General features: G+C 64.1%; 17 protein-coding genes and 1 riboswitch. Of the genes, 5 read left to right on the top strand and 12 right to left on the bottom strand.

The features are described from left to right. Nucleotides 1–2: 2 nt before the first annotated feature. The 3 genes from AUR_RS07670 to AUR_RS07680 are packed head-to-tail and all read right to left on the bottom strand — an operon-like array spanning nt 3 to nt 2,955. On the bottom strand, nt 3–797 hold the full coding sequence (locus AUR_RS07670) for an energy-coupling factor transporter transmembrane component T family protein (protein ID WP_062098227.1): 795 nt from the start codon (nt 795–797) through the stop codon (nt 3–5). Then, nucleotides 794–2,335: an ABC transporter ATP-binding protein gene (locus AUR_RS07675; RefSeq protein WP_062098229.1), complete on the bottom strand. Its 1,542-nt coding sequence runs from the start codon at nt 2,333–2,335 to the stop codon at nt 794–796. The genes AUR_RS07670 and AUR_RS07675 overlap by 4 nt, the downstream gene beginning before the upstream one ends. Next, nucleotides 2,335–2,955 (bottom strand): ECF transporter S component, encoded by a 621-nt coding sequence (locus tag AUR_RS07680; RefSeq protein ID WP_062098231.1) that lies wholly within the window; start codon nt 2,953–2,955, stop codon nt 2,335–2,337. The genes AUR_RS07675 and AUR_RS07680 overlap by 1 nt, the downstream gene beginning before the upstream one ends. Before the next feature lie 77 nt (nt 2,956–3,032). Next, a riboswitch (TPP riboswitch) is annotated at nt 3,033–3,168 on the bottom strand. A gap of 183 nt (nt 3,169–3,351) precedes the next feature. On the opposite strand from AUR_RS07680, the gene AUR_RS07685 reads away from it, so the two are divergent. Beyond that, nucleotides 3,352–4,023, top strand: coding sequence for an NUDIX hydrolase (locus AUR_RS07685; protein WP_062098233.1), 672 nt, complete (start codon nt 3,352–3,354; stop codon nt 4,021–4,023). A 68-nt stretch (nt 4,024–4,091) separates the two neighbouring features. After that, nucleotides 4,092–4,352, top strand: coding sequence for a DUF4235 domain-containing protein (locus AUR_RS07690; protein WP_021474059.1), 261 nt, complete (start codon nt 4,092–4,094; stop codon nt 4,350–4,352). A gap of 73 nt (nt 4,353–4,425) precedes the next feature. Here AUR_RS07690 and mnhG read toward each other — a convergent pair whose 3' ends face one another. From mnhG to AUR_RS07720, 6 genes are read right to left on the bottom strand one after another with little or no spacing between them, the layout of a single operon-like run. After that, on the bottom strand, nt 4,426–4,809 hold the full coding sequence (gene mnhG, locus AUR_RS07695) for a monovalent cation/H(+) antiporter subunit G (protein ID WP_062098235.1): 384 nt from the start codon (nt 4,807–4,809) through the stop codon (nt 4,426–4,428). Next, complete coding sequence (locus AUR_RS07700; protein ID WP_062098237.1) at nt 4,799–5,077, bottom strand: MrpF/PhaF family protein; 279 nt, start codon at nt 5,075–5,077, stop codon at nt 4,799–4,801. Before AUR_RS07700 ends, mnhG begins: the two co-directional genes overlap by 11 nt. Beyond that, on the bottom strand, nt 5,074–5,640 hold the full coding sequence (locus tag AUR_RS07705) for a Na+/H+ antiporter subunit E (RefSeq protein WP_062098239.1): 567 nt from the start codon (nt 5,638–5,640) through the stop codon (nt 5,074–5,076). Before AUR_RS07705 ends, AUR_RS07700 begins: the two co-directional genes overlap by 4 nt. Further along, the gene (locus tag AUR_RS07710) at nt 5,637–7,205 is read right to left on the bottom strand and encodes a Na+/H+ antiporter subunit D (protein ID WP_062098241.1); all 1,569 of its coding nucleotides are present in this window, start codon (nt 7,203–7,205) and stop codon (nt 5,637–5,639) included. The genes AUR_RS07705 and AUR_RS07710 overlap by 4 nt, the downstream gene beginning before the upstream one ends. Next, nucleotides 7,202–7,702, bottom strand: coding sequence for a Na(+)/H(+) antiporter subunit C (locus AUR_RS07715; RefSeq protein ID WP_021474054.1), 501 nt, complete (start codon nt 7,700–7,702; stop codon nt 7,202–7,204). Before AUR_RS07715 ends, AUR_RS07710 begins: the two co-directional genes overlap by 4 nt. Continuing rightward, entirely contained in the window at nt 7,699–10,680 is a 2,982-nt protein-coding gene (locus AUR_RS07720) for a Na+/H+ antiporter subunit A (RefSeq protein WP_062098243.1), read from the bottom strand. The genes AUR_RS07715 and AUR_RS07720 overlap by 4 nt, the downstream gene beginning before the upstream one ends. Nucleotides 10,681–10,809: 129 nt before the next feature. Between AUR_RS07720 and AUR_RS07725 the strand changes: the two genes are divergently transcribed. The 3 genes from AUR_RS07725 to AUR_RS07735 all read left to right on the top strand — a co-directional run bounded on the left by AUR_RS07725 (nt 10,810) and on the right by AUR_RS07735 (nt 13,978). Next, a complete protein-coding gene (locus AUR_RS07725) occupies nt 10,810–12,213 on the top strand; it encodes an MFS transporter (RefSeq protein ID WP_062098245.1) in 1,404 nt (467 codons plus the stop codon). A 77-nt stretch (nt 12,214–12,290) separates the two neighbouring features. Beyond that, complete coding sequence (locus AUR_RS07730; protein ID WP_021474051.1) at nt 12,291–12,773, top strand: cation:proton antiporter regulatory subunit; 483 nt, start codon at nt 12,291–12,293, stop codon at nt 12,771–12,773. A 5-nt stretch (nt 12,774–12,778) separates the two neighbouring features. Then, nucleotides 12,779–13,978, top strand: a complete 1,200-nt coding sequence (locus tag AUR_RS07735; RefSeq protein WP_062098247.1) for a cation:proton antiporter — start codon at nt 12,779–12,781, stop codon at nt 13,976–13,978. Between the two features lie 61 nt (nt 13,979–14,039). Here the strand turns inward: AUR_RS07735 and AUR_RS07740 are convergent, their stop codons facing one another. The 3 genes from AUR_RS07740 to AUR_RS20505 all read right to left on the bottom strand — a co-directional run bounded on the left by AUR_RS07740 (nt 14,040) and on the right by AUR_RS20505 (nt 16,577). Further along, nucleotides 14,040–14,981 (bottom strand): endonuclease domain-containing protein, encoded by a 942-nt coding sequence (locus AUR_RS07740; RefSeq protein WP_062098248.1) that lies wholly within the window; start codon nt 14,979–14,981, stop codon nt 14,040–14,042. Nucleotides 14,982–15,132: 151 nt separating this feature from the next. Then, entirely contained in the window at nt 15,133–15,708 is a 576-nt protein-coding gene (dcd, locus tag AUR_RS07745) for a dCTP deaminase (protein WP_021474048.1), read from the bottom strand. Nucleotides 15,709–15,959: 251 nt separating this feature from the next. Next, nucleotides 15,960–16,577 (bottom strand): hypothetical protein, encoded by a 618-nt coding sequence (locus AUR_RS20505; protein ID WP_241650970.1) that lies wholly within the window; start codon nt 16,575–16,577, stop codon nt 15,960–15,962. Between the last annotated feature and the right edge of the window lie 6 nt (nt 16,578–16,583).

Raw genomic sequence — 16,583 nt, forward strand, 5'->3', positions numbered from 1 at the left:
CCCTAGCGCCAGACGAAGCTCCACGTCCCGGCGCCCAAAGCGGCCAGCACGGCAGCGGCGGCAATCAGCACCCCTCCCAGCAAGACCCAAACGTCCAGCAAGGAGTAGGTGGACTCCCGGGCCCACGTGCGCTGCGCTCCCCCGAAGCCCCGGGCCTCCATGGTCACAGCCAGCCGCGACGCCCGCCGGACAGCCTGGACCAGCAGCCCGAAGCTCTGGCCCAGGGTCGCTTTGAGCCGCTGCACCGGGCTCCCCTGCGAACCCACGCCGCGGGCGCGCCGGGCCATGCCGATGGTTTGCCATTCCTCCGCCATCAGCCCCACAAGCCGCATCGCAGCCAACGATCCCAACACGAACCGGTGCGGGAGGCGGGCCTTCTGAGCCAACGCATCGGCAAGGTCCGTGGGGTCCGTGCAGGTCATCAGGAGGATCGCCGGAAGGGCGATCGCCAAACCGCGGAGCATGAAACCCAGCCCCAACTCAAGGGAGCCTTCGCTGATGGACCACAGTCCGACGTCGAGCAGTACGGCCCCGCTGTCCGCGGCGACAATCGCAGTGCTCCACCCGCCGATTGCGGCTGCGATGATGAGCGGCCACGCCCGCACCCACAAGAGCCGCAAGGTCAGCCCGGCGAGGGGGAACAGTGCGAGTTCGGCGGCAAGGGCGATGGACGCCGATACCCAGTCGATGGACAGGGCCAGGACCATTGAAATAAGGAACACCGCAACGAACTTCGCCAGGGGGTTGGCCTTGGTCAGCACCGCGTTGTTTCCGGTGAGGCTTAGCGCATCCCTCATGCCGCACCCGCTTCCTGCCTGGCAGCTTCAGTGGCCGGGTCCAGCCGCAACTCCATGCCGCCCAGCACTGCGCTGAATTCCTCGTCGTGGGTGACGGACACAACGGCCGTGCCCTGGTCCAGCAACTCGGACAGGAACGACGCGAGTTCCGCCCAGGTGTTGGCATCCTGCCCGAAGGTGGGCTCATCGAGCACCAGGACCTGCGGGTGGGCGGCAAGGACGGTCGCAACGGAAAGCCGCCGCTTCTCGCCGCCGGACAGGGTGTAGGGATTCGCGTCCACCAAGTGCGTCAAGCGGAGCCTCTCCAGAAGTTCATCCACCCGCTCCTCACCCCTGCCGAGGTGGCGGGGCCCAAACATCAACTCATCCATCACTTTGCCCGTGACGAACTGATGCTCGGGCTCCTGGAACACCGTCCCGATGCGCGAAATCAGTTGATCCGCCTTCCACTTGAAGGGATCGATTCCGGCGCCTTCGGAAAGCTCGACGGCGGCTGAGACCTTTCCTGCCACCGGCGCCAGAAGGCCGGCCATCGTGAGCGCAAAGGTGGACTTCCCCGCACCGTTGGGGCCAGTGATGGTCAACGCCCGTCCTGCCCGCACCTGAGCGGACACACCGGCTTGGACCGGGATGGGCGGGATGCTCTTGAAACCCCTCCGTCGGGGCTTTTCGCGGGAAACGGCCACGTGCTCTGCTGCGAGGAGCAACTCCGCCGGCCCCTCGGCGGTGGTCCTGGTACGGGTACGGGGCACATATCCCGGGACCCAGACTCCGGCTGTGATGAGCATGCTCCGGGCTTCGGCGAGCACCTGATCGGGAGGGCCGTCCAACAGCACTCCGCCACCGGCCGAGCCCGGCTGGAGGACCACGATGCGGTCAACCAAGTCCTTCCATACGGACACCCGGTGTTCTACAACCACCAGCGTGGCACCGGTCTTCTCCAGGCAGCGGCGAACTGCGTCCCGGACTTCCAGCACGCCGGCCGGGTCCAGATTCGCCGTTGGTTCATCGAGCAGGATCAGCCCCGGCCGCATCGCCAGGATCCCGGCCAGCGCCAGGCGCTGCTTCTGTCCGCCGGAAAGAGCCGCCGTCGGGTGGTCCAACGCGAGGCCGTCGCCGGCAGCGGTACGCAACCCGACGTCGTCGAGCGCTTCATGGACCCGGGCCCAAATGTCGTCACGGGGCACGGCAAGGTTCTCGGCGCCGAAAGCGACGTCGTCGCCCACGCGGGACAGGACTACTTGCGTTTCCGGGTCCTGCTGCATGAGCCCGGCCCGGCCCCGCTGTTCGCGAGGTGCCGCACCGTCAATGAGGAGGGAACCGGTCTCGTCCGCGTCGTCTTCCTCATCGCCCAGCACCCCGGCGAGGGCGTGCAGGAACGTCGATTTGCCGGCGCCGGACGGCCCCAGCAGCAGAACCCGTTCCCCGGGTTCGATCTGCAGGTCCAGCCCCTGGATGGCTGGTACCGTCCGGCCGGAATGCCGCCAGCCCCAGCCGTTGGCGGAGATGGCGGCGGGCCGTACCTGTGCCGGTCCCATCAGTTGAAGACTGGCTCTGACGCGGCTTTCCGGGACGCGAAGGAGCTCAGGACGCCCGTGGACGCGAGCCCGCGGGTGGCCACCCAGGACAGTGCCCCGGCGATGATTGCACCCGAAATGGTGGTGAAGGCGATGTAGGCCAGCTTGTCGACGGCTTCGTAGGCGATGTTCCAGCCCCACGGCATGAAGGAATCGTTGAGGCCGCAGAACAGTCCTGCCCCGGCACCCGCGAGGAGGGCCACCGGGAGGTTGAACTTCTTGTAGCGGAAGGCGGCGAAGATCAGTTCCGCGCCGAGGCCCTGAAGGACACCGGAGATCAGGACCGTGGTGCCGTACTGGGACCCCATGATGAGCTCACCCGTTGCTGCGACGGCTTCGCAGAACAGCGCTGCTCCCGGTTTGCGGATGATGAGCATGCCCAGCACGGCCGGGATCATCCACCCACCGGCGATCAGGCCGGTGAGGGGCGGATAAGCAGCATTCATGGGAACGGATACGAGTGCGGCGCCCTGGGACCAGGCCCAGAAGATCACTCCGCCTGCGATGGCAATCAGCGCCGCCACCACAATGTCTACAACGCGCCAGCTGTTGCCGGCCTTCTTCACGCTTGACGTGGTCATTCTTAGCCTCCTGAGGTTACAGGAGGGGAAAGTGCTCCCCGGTATTCCCGGCGGCCTGCTGCCATCCGGTTCCGGACACTCTGAGAAGCTCGACTCCCTTGCGCCGGTACTAACCGGATCAGGTTCGAGGGTCTGCGGCTGTCCGCACTCTCAGCGCCCTCGCGTCTCCTGCATGCCTGCAGGTTCGACGGCGGCGCTCCCCTGTCGTTATCAATCTGCCCTTGTGGGCGTGCCCAGTTTACACCGGAAGGGGTGCGCCGGGTTATGGGCCCGGTCATAAACCTTTTTGCTGTTTCACGGGCGCACAGCCGCGACCGGCTGCGCTGCACACCTGAGAGAATGGGGCCAGCAGGTTCAGCACACCGGATTCACAGCAGCAAGAGGGGCGCCCATCCCATGACAGAACAGCCAGCCAAGGACACCCCCGTGGCCGAACCCCGTCTTGCCGCCAGCGTGATCCTGCTCCGGGATGCGGCGGCGGGACTGGAAGCCTTTGTCCAGCACAGGGTCTCTTCCATGGACTTTGCAGCAGGCATGGTGGTGTTCCCCGGCGGTCGCGTCGATGCCTCGGACGCGGAGGGCTGGGACTACTCCTCCGAACTGCTGGAAAGGCATGCGGCCGATTGGGCGATGAGCTCGATCGCAGCCTCCGACCCGTATGCGCAAGCCGGCACGGTGTTGGCGGCTGCCATCCGCGAAGTGTTCGAGGAAGCAGGGCTGACCCTCGACGCCTCCCAGCTCCGCCCTTGGGCCAACTGGGTGACGCCCACGGACATGCCCAAGCGCTTCGACACCTACTTCTACGTGGCCAGGCCCGCCCCCGGAGCCGAACCGCAGCACCAAACCACGGAGGCCTGGCAGTCACTCTGGATGCCGGTGGAAGGCATCCTGGCGGCCGAGGCAGAGGGCAAGCTTCAGCTCATGCCGCCAACCTATTTCCTGCTCAAGGAGATCTCGGAGTTCCACAGCGTGGAGGCCGTGTGGCAGGCCGAGCACCAAGTGCGGCCCGTCCTGTCACCTCCGGGCTCCATGGCTGCGTTCCTGAAGGAACGCGGGAACAAGCAGTAAACCGCGGTCCCCCTGAATGCCACGGCTTCCGCACGCGACCGCCACTGCCGTGCCGCTAGGCTGAGGTCATGAACTTCTTCTTCAAGCTTCTGGGTGCCGGCGTGAGCCTCGGCGCGGGTTTCCTTGGCACCAAACTGGTGAACAAGGGTTGGGAAAAGGCCACAGGCCACAAGCCGCCCACAGGCCACGACGACGTCGAGACGAGCCTCCGCTCAGCCCTGACCTTCGCGTTGGTGTCGGCTTTCGTCAGCACGCTCATCCAGGTGCTCACCAGCCGCGGAACCCAGCGTGCCATTGCCCGCTTCGCGAAGTCACAGGACATCATCTAGGAGTTCCCGGTTTCCTGACACGCGTCGCTGACACCCGTCCTTGGCACCCGTCAGGGTACGCAGGGAACGGGTGTCAGTTCTCCTTCTGGCTTTCGGCTGCCCGCTGGACCACTGCTTCCAGTTCATCCTTGGTCAGCAGTTCCCGGTGTCCATGCTTGGTGCGGTACGCGGAGCGGCCCACCATGTGCGCGGAGACTGGCGCGGTGAGCAGCTGGAAGATCCAGGCCACCAGCAGGACCGGCCACACCCACCACGTCCTCATCTGCAGCCCTATGGAGGCCAGCATCAGGAACAGCCCCAGGACCTGGGGCTTGGTGGCGGCGTGCATGCGGCTCATCAGGTCGGGAAAACGCAGCAAGCCAATAGCGGCGCCCAGGGACATCAACGCGCCCACCACCAGAAAGACGGCGGTCACGCCATCAATGACTGCGTCCATGCCTGTCGCATCAGGACTCATTGCTTTGACCCCTTCTGTCGGCCACGAAGCGGGCAACCGTTACGGATCCAATGAATCCAATGACGGCCAAGGCAACCAGCAACATGAGGTTGTTCAAGTGGCGGTTCACGGCCATGTCGATAGCCAGCGCCGCGCCAAGGATGGCCAGCAGGACGTCCGAAGCCAACACGCGGTCCAGGAGTGACGGGCCGACCGCGATCCGGATGATGGCCCCGGCAGCCGCCAGGCTCAGGATCACCGCCGTAACCACCAGTACAAGTTCCTTCATAGCGCTGCCCCTTTCACGCCTGGCCGCTGCTCGCTTTGCAGCGCATCCAGTTCCTCACGGGTTCCCATGATCCGGATCAGCCCGGCTTCGATGTCCTGGACCTCCCGGCGGATCTTCTGGATGTCCTCTTCGGTTTTCATGTTCAGGGCGTGCAGGTACAGGGTGGACGTAGAGCGGTCCACTTCCACCACCAGCGAGCCCGGAATCAGCGAAATGACGTGGCCGGTGGCCGTCACCATGAGGTCGGAATGGCTCCGCAACGGAACAGCTACGATGGCGCTGCGCACGCTGGGCCCTTTGACCACGGCCAAGTAGAGGACCAGGAAGCTCGCTGCCGCCACTTTGCCGAGGAACATGAGGGCGAAGCGGAATGCCCGGAGCACATTGAACCGCCCACTGAGCTCCACGGGCGGAAGGTAGAACAGCTTGGCCACAATGATCGCAATCAACGCACCGAACAGCAGGTTGCCCGGGCTGAAGTCCCGCCAGAGGGCACCCCACACGATGACGAGCCATACGAGCAGCGGCAGTTCGGTCCGGAAGGATATGGGTTTACGGCTCATTTGGCATCACCCGGCTGCGCCTGCGCGGGCACGGGAGCGGTGTCACCCAGGACGGAGTGGATGTACGCACCCCGGTCCAGCATGATTTCCGCAGACCCGCCGGCGAGTTTGAAGAGCGGTCCGGCGAAGACTGTCAGTGCCACGCCGAAGACCACCAGCGCTGCGGTAGAACCCACCATGCTTCGCGGGAGGACTCCGACGCTGCCGGGAGATTGAAGGACGGGGTCCGGGAAGTCGGCGTCCTCGGGCTTGCGCCAGAAGGCCCTGTTCCAGACGCGGGCGATCGCCAGCAGCGTCAAGAGGCTTGTGACAACCCCGCCCACTACAAGCGTGATGGCCAGCGGTGTTCCCAGGTCCACGCCGGCCTGCAGAAGGCCAAGTTTGCCCAGGAAGCCTGAGAAGGGCGGGATGCCGGCAAGGTTCATGGCCGGTACGAAGAACAGCAGGGCCAGCAGCGGGGAGAGCTTGGCCAGCCCGCCCAACCTGTCGATGGATGACGATCCACCGCGACGCTCAATGAGGCCAGTGACCAAGAACAGGCTCGTCTGCACCGTAATGTGGTGGGCCACGTAGAAGACCGCTGCTCCCAGCCCCGTCACGGAAGACATCGCCAGGCCGAACACCATGTAACCGATGTGGCTGACCAACGTGAAGGAGAGCAGACGTTTGATGTCGCTCTGCGCCAGAGCACCGAGGATGCCCACCACCATCGTCAGCAGGGCCACCACCATGAGCGGGGTGTTGAGCGTGTCCCCCGGGAACAGGAGCGTCTCCGTCCGGACCATGGCGTACACCCCCACTTTGGTCAACAGGCCGGCGAACACGGCCGTGACCGGCGCCGGGGCCGTCGGATAGGAGTCCGGCAGCCAGAACGACAACGGGAAGACAGCTGCCTTGATCCCAAAGGCGACCAGGAGCATCACGTGCAGGAGATTCCGGGTCCCGTCGTCCAGCTCGGCCAGTTTGATGGCCAGGTCCGCCATGGTGATGGTGCCGGTGGCGCCGTAAATCATGGCGATGGCGATCAGGAACAGGACCGAGGAGACAACGGAGACCACCACGTAGGTGACGCCGGCGCGGATGCGCGGTCCGGTACCTCCCAGGGTCATGAGAACGTAACTCGCGGTCAGGAGGATCTCGAAGCCCACGTAGAGGTTGAAAAGGTCACCGGTGAGGAAGGCATTGGACACACCGGCCACGAGGATCAAGTAGGTGGGGTGGAAGATCGAGACGGGAGCTTCCTGGTCGCCGTCGGCCATGCCCTGGCCGGTTGCGTAGATCAACACCGCCAGACTCACCACCGTGGAGACCACCAGCATGAGCGAGGAGAACTGATCCACCACCAGGACCACGCCCCACGGAGGCAGCCAACCGCCCAGCGTGACGGACGTCGTGCCGCCGTTCCAGACGGAGAAAAGGAGGAAGGATTCCAGAATCAGTGTGAGGCTCAGGATCCCGATGCTGACGGCACGCTGCGCCGCAGTGTGCCGGATCAACACGAACGCCAGCGCAGCGCCCAGGATGGGGAGAAGGACAGCGAGCGGTGACAGGTTAGCGAGATTCACGCGCTGCCTCCTTCCCGGCTCTTTGCCGTTTTGGGGGTTTCGGTTTCTTCCGGATCCAGGCGTTCCTCGGGGGTGGACGGCGTAATGGCGAACTCGGACGTTTCCAAGGGAACGATCGCATCGTCTTCAGCGTCATAGCTCGGTGTCTTGGCCACGCGGCGGTCTTCAACGTCATCCTGGATTTCGTCTTGCCGCGCCAGCGCCCAAGTGCGGTAGATGATGCCGAGCATGAACGCCGTGACAGCGAAGGAGATGACGATCGAGGTCAGGATCAAAGCCTGCGGCAGGGGGTCGTTGTAGGCTCCCGGATCTGTTTCCTTGCTGTACAAGGGAGCCAGGCCCGCGTAGCCGCCGGTCGCGAGGATGAGGATGTTGGTGGCATTTGCCAACAGCATCAGTCCCAGCAGGACGCGCGTGAGGCTGCGTTCCAGGATGAGGTAGATCCCGCAGGCGTAGAGAACGCCCATGACGATCAGCAAGGTCAGGTTGATGCTCATGCGTTGCCCTTCCCTGCAGAGGCGGTCTCGGCGGCGTCTTCCTCGGCGATGGGGGCTCCCTTTCCTTCAAAGTGCTCATCGATCTCGGCACCAAGGCTGCGGAGCACGTCCAAGGCCAGGCCCACCACCACGACGTACACGCCGATATCGAAGATGGTGGAGGTGACGAACTTGACGTCTCCGAACACCGGGAGCCAGAACTCGATGATGGCGCTCTGGAACACCTGGCCGCCAAGGAACAGCGGTACGACGCCGGACGCAGCCGCCGTGGCCAGGCCAGTTCCCAGGAGCGTACCGGCGCTGACTGTAGCTGCCTCACTGAGCTCGAACCGGCCGCCGGCCAGATAACGAATGGTGAGGGCCAGGCCTGCTGTCAGGCCTCCCGCAAAGCCGCCGCCGGGCAGGTTGTGTCCGGCCAAAAGCAGGTAGATCGAGAAAACAATCATGGAGTGGAAGATCAACCTGGTGACAACTTCGAAGATGATGGACCTGCGCTCGGGGGCCAGGGTACGGCCTGCCACAAGCCAGGCATCGCGTGTCACGTCGCTGAACTTCCGGGCGACGGCCAGCGTGGCACTGTCGCGGGAATCGCGCTCCACCCGCCGGCCCACACTGCCTTCAGGTACTGCCGCAGACGTGCGGATCCGGTCGCCCCGGCTGCGCACGAAGATCAAGCTGGCCACACCGGTGGCTGCAACGGCCAGCACCGAGATCTCACCGAACGTGTCCCATGCCCGTATGTCCACGAGGGTCACGTTGACGACGTTCAGTCCCCCGCCGCCTTCGTAGGCAAGCTTCGGGAATTCCAGGGAGACCGGCGTGGCCACCCGAGCACCCATCGCGAACATGGCAACGAAGATCATGGTGGCGCCAAAGGCTGCACCGATAATGACGCGGATAACCCGCAGCCTGCCGCCGGTGCGGTCCCGCAGCTCTGCAGGAAGGCTGCGCATGGCCAGCACGAAAGCAACCAGGACGATTGTTTCCACAAGCATCTGGGTCAAGGCGAGGTCAGGAGCGCCTTGGAGGGCGAAGACCAGGGCGATCCCGTAACCGGTGACGGACACCATGAGTACAGCGAGGAAACGTTTGTTGGCCCGGACGGCCGCCAACGCACCCACCACAATGCCGATTCCCACAATCAGCTGGAGCGGCGAATTGGGATCAATGAAGTACACGTTGCCGGGCAACGGCTTGTTGGAAACGAGCAGTGCCGTCAGGGGAACCGCGAAAGCGACACTGAGGATGACCGTCAGGTAGAAGTACAGGGAACCACGCTGCGTGCGGCCGGTGATCCAGACTGCGACGTCGTCCAACGCACCGATGGTGTGCTGGTAGGCGCGGTCGCCATCCACCCAGTCCGGTACCAGGGCCTGTGCCCGCGACACAAGGTTCCGGCCGTAGAACATGGCCGCGCCCACCGCGAAAGTCAGTGCTGTCAGACCTAACGCGGGAGTGACGCCATGCCACAAAGCCAGGTGCCCGGCGTCGACGGCGTTTTCCTTGCCTGCGAAGAGCGCGGCGTAAGGCTGGATCCATGCGTCCACAGGAACCGGCCAGAGGCCGTAGACGATCGACAGCGCGGCAAGGATAGCGGGGGCTGCGAGGAAGGCCGGCTTGATGGCCTTGAAGGGAGTGGGTTCCACACCGGGCTTGGTGGCGAAAGCACCCCACATGAACCGCGCACTGTAAGCGAATGTGAGGATGGAGCCGATCACCAGCCCCACCAGGATCCAGATGCCCCAGGCGGGCGCATCGGGCTCGGTGGCGTAATGCACGAACGTCTCGAACACAGACTCCTTGGCCACGAAACCCGCCAACGGCGGCACGCCGGCCATCGATGCCGCGGCGATGGCAGCCACTACGCCCAAAGCCCGGGAGGAACGGAATACGCCGGACAGCTTGCGGATATCTCGCGTACCCGACTGGTGATCGATGATGCCCACCACCAGGAACAGCGTGGCCTTGAACAAACCGTGGGCCAGCAACAGTGCCAGTCCGGCAAGGGCCGCGTCCGGCCTGCCCAAGCCAACCACCATGGTGAGGAAGCCGAGCTGGCTGACAGTGCCGTAGGCGAGGATGAGCTTGATATCGGTCTGCCGCAGCGCCCGGTAGCCGCCTATGAGCATGGTCGCCAGGCCCAATCCGAGGACCAGCGGCAGCCAGAACGCAGACTCGGCGAAGCCGGGAGCAAGCCTGGCAACAATGTAGATGCCGGCCTTCACCATCGCCGCAGCGTGGAGGTATGCACTCACTGGCGTGGGCGCCGCCATGGCACCGGGCAGCCAGAAGTGGAACGGGACGAGGGCCGATTTGGTGATGGCACCAACCAGGACAAGCACGACGGCGGCGGTCACGGCATCCTGCATGGGGCCGCCCATGAGCGCCCCGGCTTGCTCGAGGATCGCCGAGATCCGGTAGCTTCCGGCTGCCTGGCCGAGGATGATGAGGCCCACGAGCATCGCCAGCCCGCCTGCGGTGGTGACCATCAATGCCTGCAGGGCCGAGCGGCGGGCTGCCAGCCTGGTCCGCGCGTAGCCGATCAGGAGGTAGGAGAGGATGGTGGTCAGTTCCCAGAAGATGAACAGCATCAGCAGGTCATCGGACGTCACCAAACCGAACATCGCGCCTGCAAAAGCCAGCAGTTGGGCGCCGAATCCGCCAAGACTGTGGTCTGAGTCCTTGAAGTACCGCGCGCAATAAACCAGCACCAGCGTGCCCACGCCAAGGATCAACAGCGACATCACCCAGGACAGGGCGTCCATCCTGAACGCGAATTCCAGTTTCAGGTCCGGAATCCAGGGGACGATCTCTTCTATGCCACCGGCGGAATATACAGCGTCATGCTGAAGGACCAGCCAAGCGAACGCGCCGGCAGGTATGGCCGCCAGGGCATAAAAAGCGTTCCTACCAAGTTTGCTGAAGATCAAGGGCGCCACAGTTGCCGCTACAAAGGTGATGGCGAGAACTGTGATCAAAGGTGTCTCCGCAAAGTCAGGAATGAATTATCAAAAGTTGGAGCAGGCGGTACATACGTTGGGTTCAGTCTGTCTAGTTTATCAAGGCGAACCGACAGTTTTTCCCCTGCTCCGGATAGCATTCAGGCTATGAACGCGGCTGCAGTTCCCGAAACTTCCCCACCGTCGTCCGAGCTTGCCTCGGGTCCTGCCTCTTCCAAGAAAGGCCAAATACTGGCGTGGGCTGCATGGGACTGGGGTTCGGCTGCGTTCAACGCCGTGATGACCACTTTCGTGTTCACCGTGTACCTCACGTCGAATGCTTTCGGCGGGGAAGATACTGCATCTGCTGCCCTTGGCGCCGCCCTGGCCGTCGCCGGCCTCGCCATTGCCCTCCTTGCCCCGGTCACCGGCCAACGCTCGGATGCCGGAGGAAGCCGGAAGCTCTGGCTGGGCGTCAACACTGCAGCGACGGCAGTTCTGACCGCGTTGTGTTTCTTCGTGTTCCCGGAACCGGGTTTCCTTCTGCTGGGCGTCAGCCTGATCGCGCTGGGGAATGTCTTCTTCGAGTTCGCGGGGGTCAACTACAACGCGATGCTCGCCCAGATCTCCACGCCCAAAAACATCGGCAAGGTCAGTGGCTTCGGGTGGGGCATGGGGTACCTCGGCGGGATTGTCGCCCTCCTGCTGGTCCTGCAACTGTTTGTCCAGCCGTCTTTCGAGTGGTTCGGTTCGTCCACGGAAGACTCCCTTAATATCCGCCTGGTGGCTGTCTTCTCGGCTTTGTGGTTCTTTGTCTTTGCCCTGCCGGTCCTCTTGACGGTGCCGGAAGTGCGGATTCGCAAGGACACTGCCGCGCTGGGTTTCTTCGCCTCATATCGCTTGCTGCTGCGGCGCATCGCAGCCATCTACCGCACCAGCCCGCACACGATCTTCTTCCTTCTCTCCAGCGCGATCTTCCGGGACGGGCTGGCCGCCGTCTTTACTTTTGGCGGGGTGATTGCCGCAGGCACGTTCGGCTTTGAACTGAAGGACGTCATCTTCTTCGCAATCTTCGGCAACGTGGTCGCAGCCGCCGGCGCCATCGTGGGCGGCTTCCTGGATGACAGGATCGGGCCCAAGGCCGTCATCGTCCTGTCGTTGATCGGGTTGCTCATCGCCGGAACGGTCATCCTGGTCCTCGGCAACGGGGACTATGATTTCTTCGGATACCAATGGGCCGGCTCCACCACCTTCTGGGTTTTCGGACTCCTCCTCTGCCTGTTCGTAGGACCGGCGCAATCGTCATCCCGGGCTTACCTTGCCAGGCTGGCTCCGGAGGGCGAATCGGGCGAACTCTTTGGTCTTTACGCCACTACGGGCCGGGCTGTCAGCTTCCTCGCTCCCAGTCTTTTCACCTTGTGCATCACAATCGCCGCTCCGTTTGTTGAAGAAGGTGGGGCCCAACGTTGGGGCATCCTCGGGATCATGGTGGTCCTGCTGGCAGGCCTGCTGGTGATCCTGCCGGTGAGGCCGCCGAACAAGACCGCGATTGCCGTGGTCCCCAGCAAATAAAGGCCCGGCGGAAACCGGGTACGAATGCCGCTCCCCAGCGGACTATCGAAGATTTTCTACAGAGTTAAGGTTGAGAGATGAACGTGGAAGAGACCGAACTCCCGGGCCTCGGTGTCCGCAAGGACTTCGTCACAGCGTCGGGTCGTCGCATCGGCGTGGTTGAGCACCGTGAGGGTGAGACCGAACTATTCGTTTCCACATGGGACGATCCTGACACTTGCCAGGCTTCCATCCCGCTGACGGCCGATGAAGCTGCAACCTTGGGCAACCTCCTGGGCGGACAGCACATTGCCATGCGGCTTGCGGAAGATCACAAGGAACTTCCGGGCATCATCACGCGGCAGTTCTCCATCAAGTCCAGTTCCCCCTTTGCCAACCAGCCCATGGGGAAGGCACAGATCAGGACGCGAAGCGGGGTTTCCATCGTGGCCCTCATGCGCGAAGGCGAGGTGATCCCGTCACCGTCACCCGAAGACGTCCTTCATCCCGGTGATTTGCTCGTAGCGGTCGGCACGCAGGAAGGCCTTGACCTGGCCGCCGCCATCTTCCGTAACGGCTGACCCGCATGGATCCTTTAGCAGTGACCCTGGTGGAACTGGGCGCCGTAGTCTTCTGCCTGGGGCTGCTTGCCAGGTTGGCCGGCAGGATCGGCATGTCCCCGATTCCGCTGTACTTGGTTGGCGGACTGGCCTTTGGGGCAGGCGGACTGGTGGATTTGGATGGCCTGCATGAGTTCGCGCACCTGTCCGGCGAGATCGGGGTGATCCTGCTCCTGCTGATGCTCGGGCTGGAATACACCGCATCCGAACTTGTCACCGGGCTCAAGCGCTCATGGCAAGCCGGAATTATGGACCTTGTCCTCAACTTCATCCCCGGCGCGGGCATCGCCATGCTCCTGGGATGGGGACTCGTGGGGGCAATCGTGATGGGCGGCGTCACCTACATTTCGTCCTCGGGCATCGCCGCGAAGGTCATTACGGACCTTGGCCGGATCGGTAACCGTGAAACACCCGTAGTGTTGTCGATCCTTGTTTTCGAGGACCTCGCCATGGCCGTCTACCTCCCGATCCTCACCGCCATCCTTGCCGGCGTCGGCTTCCTCGGCGGGCTGCAAACCGTGGGCATAGCACTGGCCGTTGTCACGGTGGTCCTGGTGGTGGCGCTGCGGCACGGACATCGGGTGTCGAAGGCGATCCACAGCGAGAACTCCGAGGTGTTCCTGCTCAACGTCCTCGGCCTGGCGCTCCTGGTTGCGGGCCTTGCCTCGGCGTTGCAGGTCTCGGCCGCAGTGGGTGCCTTCATGCTGGGCATCGCCATCTCCGGTGCAACCGCCCACAACGCCACCCGCATCCTGGAACCCCTGCGGGACCTTTTCGCGGCTATTTTCTTCGTAGCGTTCGGGCTCAACACCGATCCGGCATCTATTCCGCCGGTCCTCGGCTGGGCGCTTGTCCTGGCGGTCCTCACAGCCGCAACCAAGGTGATTACCGGCGTCTGGGCAGCCAAGCGCGCGGGTATCGCAGTTCCCGGTCGTTTCAGGGCAGGGGCGGCCTTGATTGCCCGCGGCGAATTCTCGATCGTCATTGCCGGGCTTGCCCTTGCGTCCGGCGCCGTTCCGGGCGAGCTCGCGGCTCTCGCAACGGCTTACGTGCTCATCATGGCCATCCTTGGCCCACTCGCGGCCCGGTTCGTGGAGCCCTTGGTCAAGATGATCCGCAAGAGCCCCAAGGCCCCTCCCCGGAGAACCGAGCCCACCCCGGTCTAACGCCGCCCCGCTCGCCGAGGAGTGAGCTCCCGGCACTAACCCCTTGCCTAAGCCCAGAGAACTAACCCCTCGGCGACCAGCCTTTGCGGATCAGGGCATCCCGCACACGCCTTGCCGCGGCGTCATACCCACCGGACCGGATGTGCTTTGCCGTCACCGTTATGGACGTCCATCCGTTTTCGGCCAAGGCTTCGTCCCGGCGAATATCGGATTCCTTCTGCTCGGCAGTCAGGTGATGACCGCCGTCGTAGTGGACAGCCACCTTGAACTCCCGAAAGGCGAGGTCGGGCCACGCTATTTCCCGCCCCTCCGGAGTGCACACCACATAACTAAGCACCGGCTCGGGGAGGAATGCACGGTCCAGGGCCAGGCGAAGCTTGGTCTCGGGCACTGAGTCGGCACCTACCCTCGCGAGTTCCAAAGCGGCCCGTGCCTTGCGAATTCCCCGCTGACCAGCGTTTGCTTCGATCTGTGCAGCCAAGTCGGCGAGCGAACACAGGGCGGTGCTGTTGTGTCCAAAACTCCTGGTCTGGCTGCAGATAAAATGGTCGGCCGCCGCCACCAGGTCTTCGAACGGCAGCACGTTTGCCAGGTCCAACCACGTACGGGCCGGGGTGGTCAGCGGCACGCCGTCCAGCTCGCAGACATCCGCGTCGGGCAGGACCATACGATGTCCGCGGACTCCACGCCGTTGCGGCCGATGCGTTCCATCACGCCGGGAGAGGTGCACCAGGAAGTCGCGCTGGGTGGCCAAGGGCAACGGACACAGCCACAGCATTGCAGCGGTTTCACGAACGCAAACGGTCCCCTCACAGACCGACGTCAGAACACGTGCTGTGTGCCGGATGTCCTGGGCTTGGCCCCACGGAACCCGGATGCCCCGGCTGGGAACCAGCAAGTCACTGGCCCACGCGCGGTGCTCGGGAACGCCTGCATCCCTCTGCTGGGACAGCGTGAACGAACGTCCTTGGATGTCGAAAGGCAGGGCCGCAGGTTTCCTCATGAACTATTTTTGGCACGACCAAAGGGCCCCGATCGGGTTACCCACAGTGTGGAGGAGCAGTCCCGGTCAGAACCCTACGCCGAGGGGTGAGTTCCCGGCACTAAGCCCCCACCTAAGCCCAGAGAGCTAACCCCTCGGCGGGCAGAAAGTGCTAAATGGACGTCCTATGGAAGTTCAGGTGGCTGCGGCTGGCGGTCGGGCCACGCTGGCCTTGGTAGCGGTTGCCGTACTCGCCGGACCCATAGGGGTGCTCCGCTGCCGACGTGAGCCGGAAGAAGCACAACTGGCCGATCTTCATTCCGGGCCAGAGCTTGATGGGCAGGGTTGCCACGTTGGACAGCTCCAGCGTGACGTGGCCGGAGAATCCCGGGTCAATGAACCCGGCGGTGGAGTGGGTCAAAAGACCAAGCCGGCCAAGGGAAGATTTTCCCTCCAGCCGCGCCGCGATGTCATCCGGAAGGCTCACGGTTTCATACGTGGAACCGAGGACGAATTCACCCGGGTGCAGGATGAACGGCTCGTCGCCCTCGACCTCCACCAGCCGGGTCAGCTCGGGCTGCTCCTCGGCGGGGTCGATGTGGGCGTATTTGTGGTTGTCGAACAGCCGGAAAAAGCGGTCAATCCGCACGTCCACGGAAGACGGCTGAACCATCGCGGGATCGTACGGTTCAAGGACAATCCGTTGGGAGTCAATTTCGGCACGAATATCGCGGTCAGAGATCAGCACAGCATCAAAAATACAGTATTGATTGTTCCGGCTCCCGTGGGACGATAGTTCCCGGACAAGTTAAGCCGCGCCCGTGGTTTGGGGGCAACGAGCATTCGCGGGGTAATTGTGGGGAAATGGGCAGCGCCCGCGGCTATGGTCGTGGCCGGAACAGTGGCATTGGTCATAGTCGGATCCAGCCAGCTGCTTCCAGCGACGGAATCCACGCCGGGCGGCGGGACCACCCCCTCCAGCAGCGCACCTTCCGCTTTTCAGGCTCCCGAACCAAGTACGACGCCGGTACCCTCACCTGCGGTGGACACGCCCGCGGTTGGCGGGGATGCCACGTCCAGCCCGGCGACGGACCCGGGATCAATTCCGGCACCTGCAGGACCAACCCGGCCAGTCGCCGTCGAGCCGACCATTGAGAGCCCGCCGCCGGTGCCGACGATCGGACCGTCATGGGGTCCGGACGCCCCGGGCACGGTTGGTACGCCATCGGAAAGCGCAGGGGCTGGTGCTTCAGGACCGGCACCGAGCGAACCGTCAGCGTCCGCAGTCCCGACGCCGACTGCACCCGCCGCTGGACCCGCACCTTCCGCGCCGCCGTCGGAAGCGCCCACCGCAACGGTGACCCCGTCACCCAAGCCCACCGCAACAGCAATCCCAACGGCAACACCCACAGCCACCCCGACGGCCACAGCCACCCCGTCACCCAAGCCGACTGCAACGGCCACCCCGACCCCCACCAAGGCAACGGGACCCAGCGCAACTCCGACGCCGACGAGCCCTCCAACACCGTTCCCCGGCAAGACCCCCAGCGGCGACACCAACGCTGACAACGGCGCCCTCGCCCTGCTTCCCGACAGCAACACGGCAGCGATCCTCACTGTTTT

Origin of the sequence: Paenarthrobacter ureafaciens, from assembly GCF_004028095.1 — a bacterium.
Taxonomy (GTDB): Bacteria; Actinomycetota; Actinomycetes; order Actinomycetales; family Micrococcaceae; genus Arthrobacter; species Arthrobacter ureafaciens.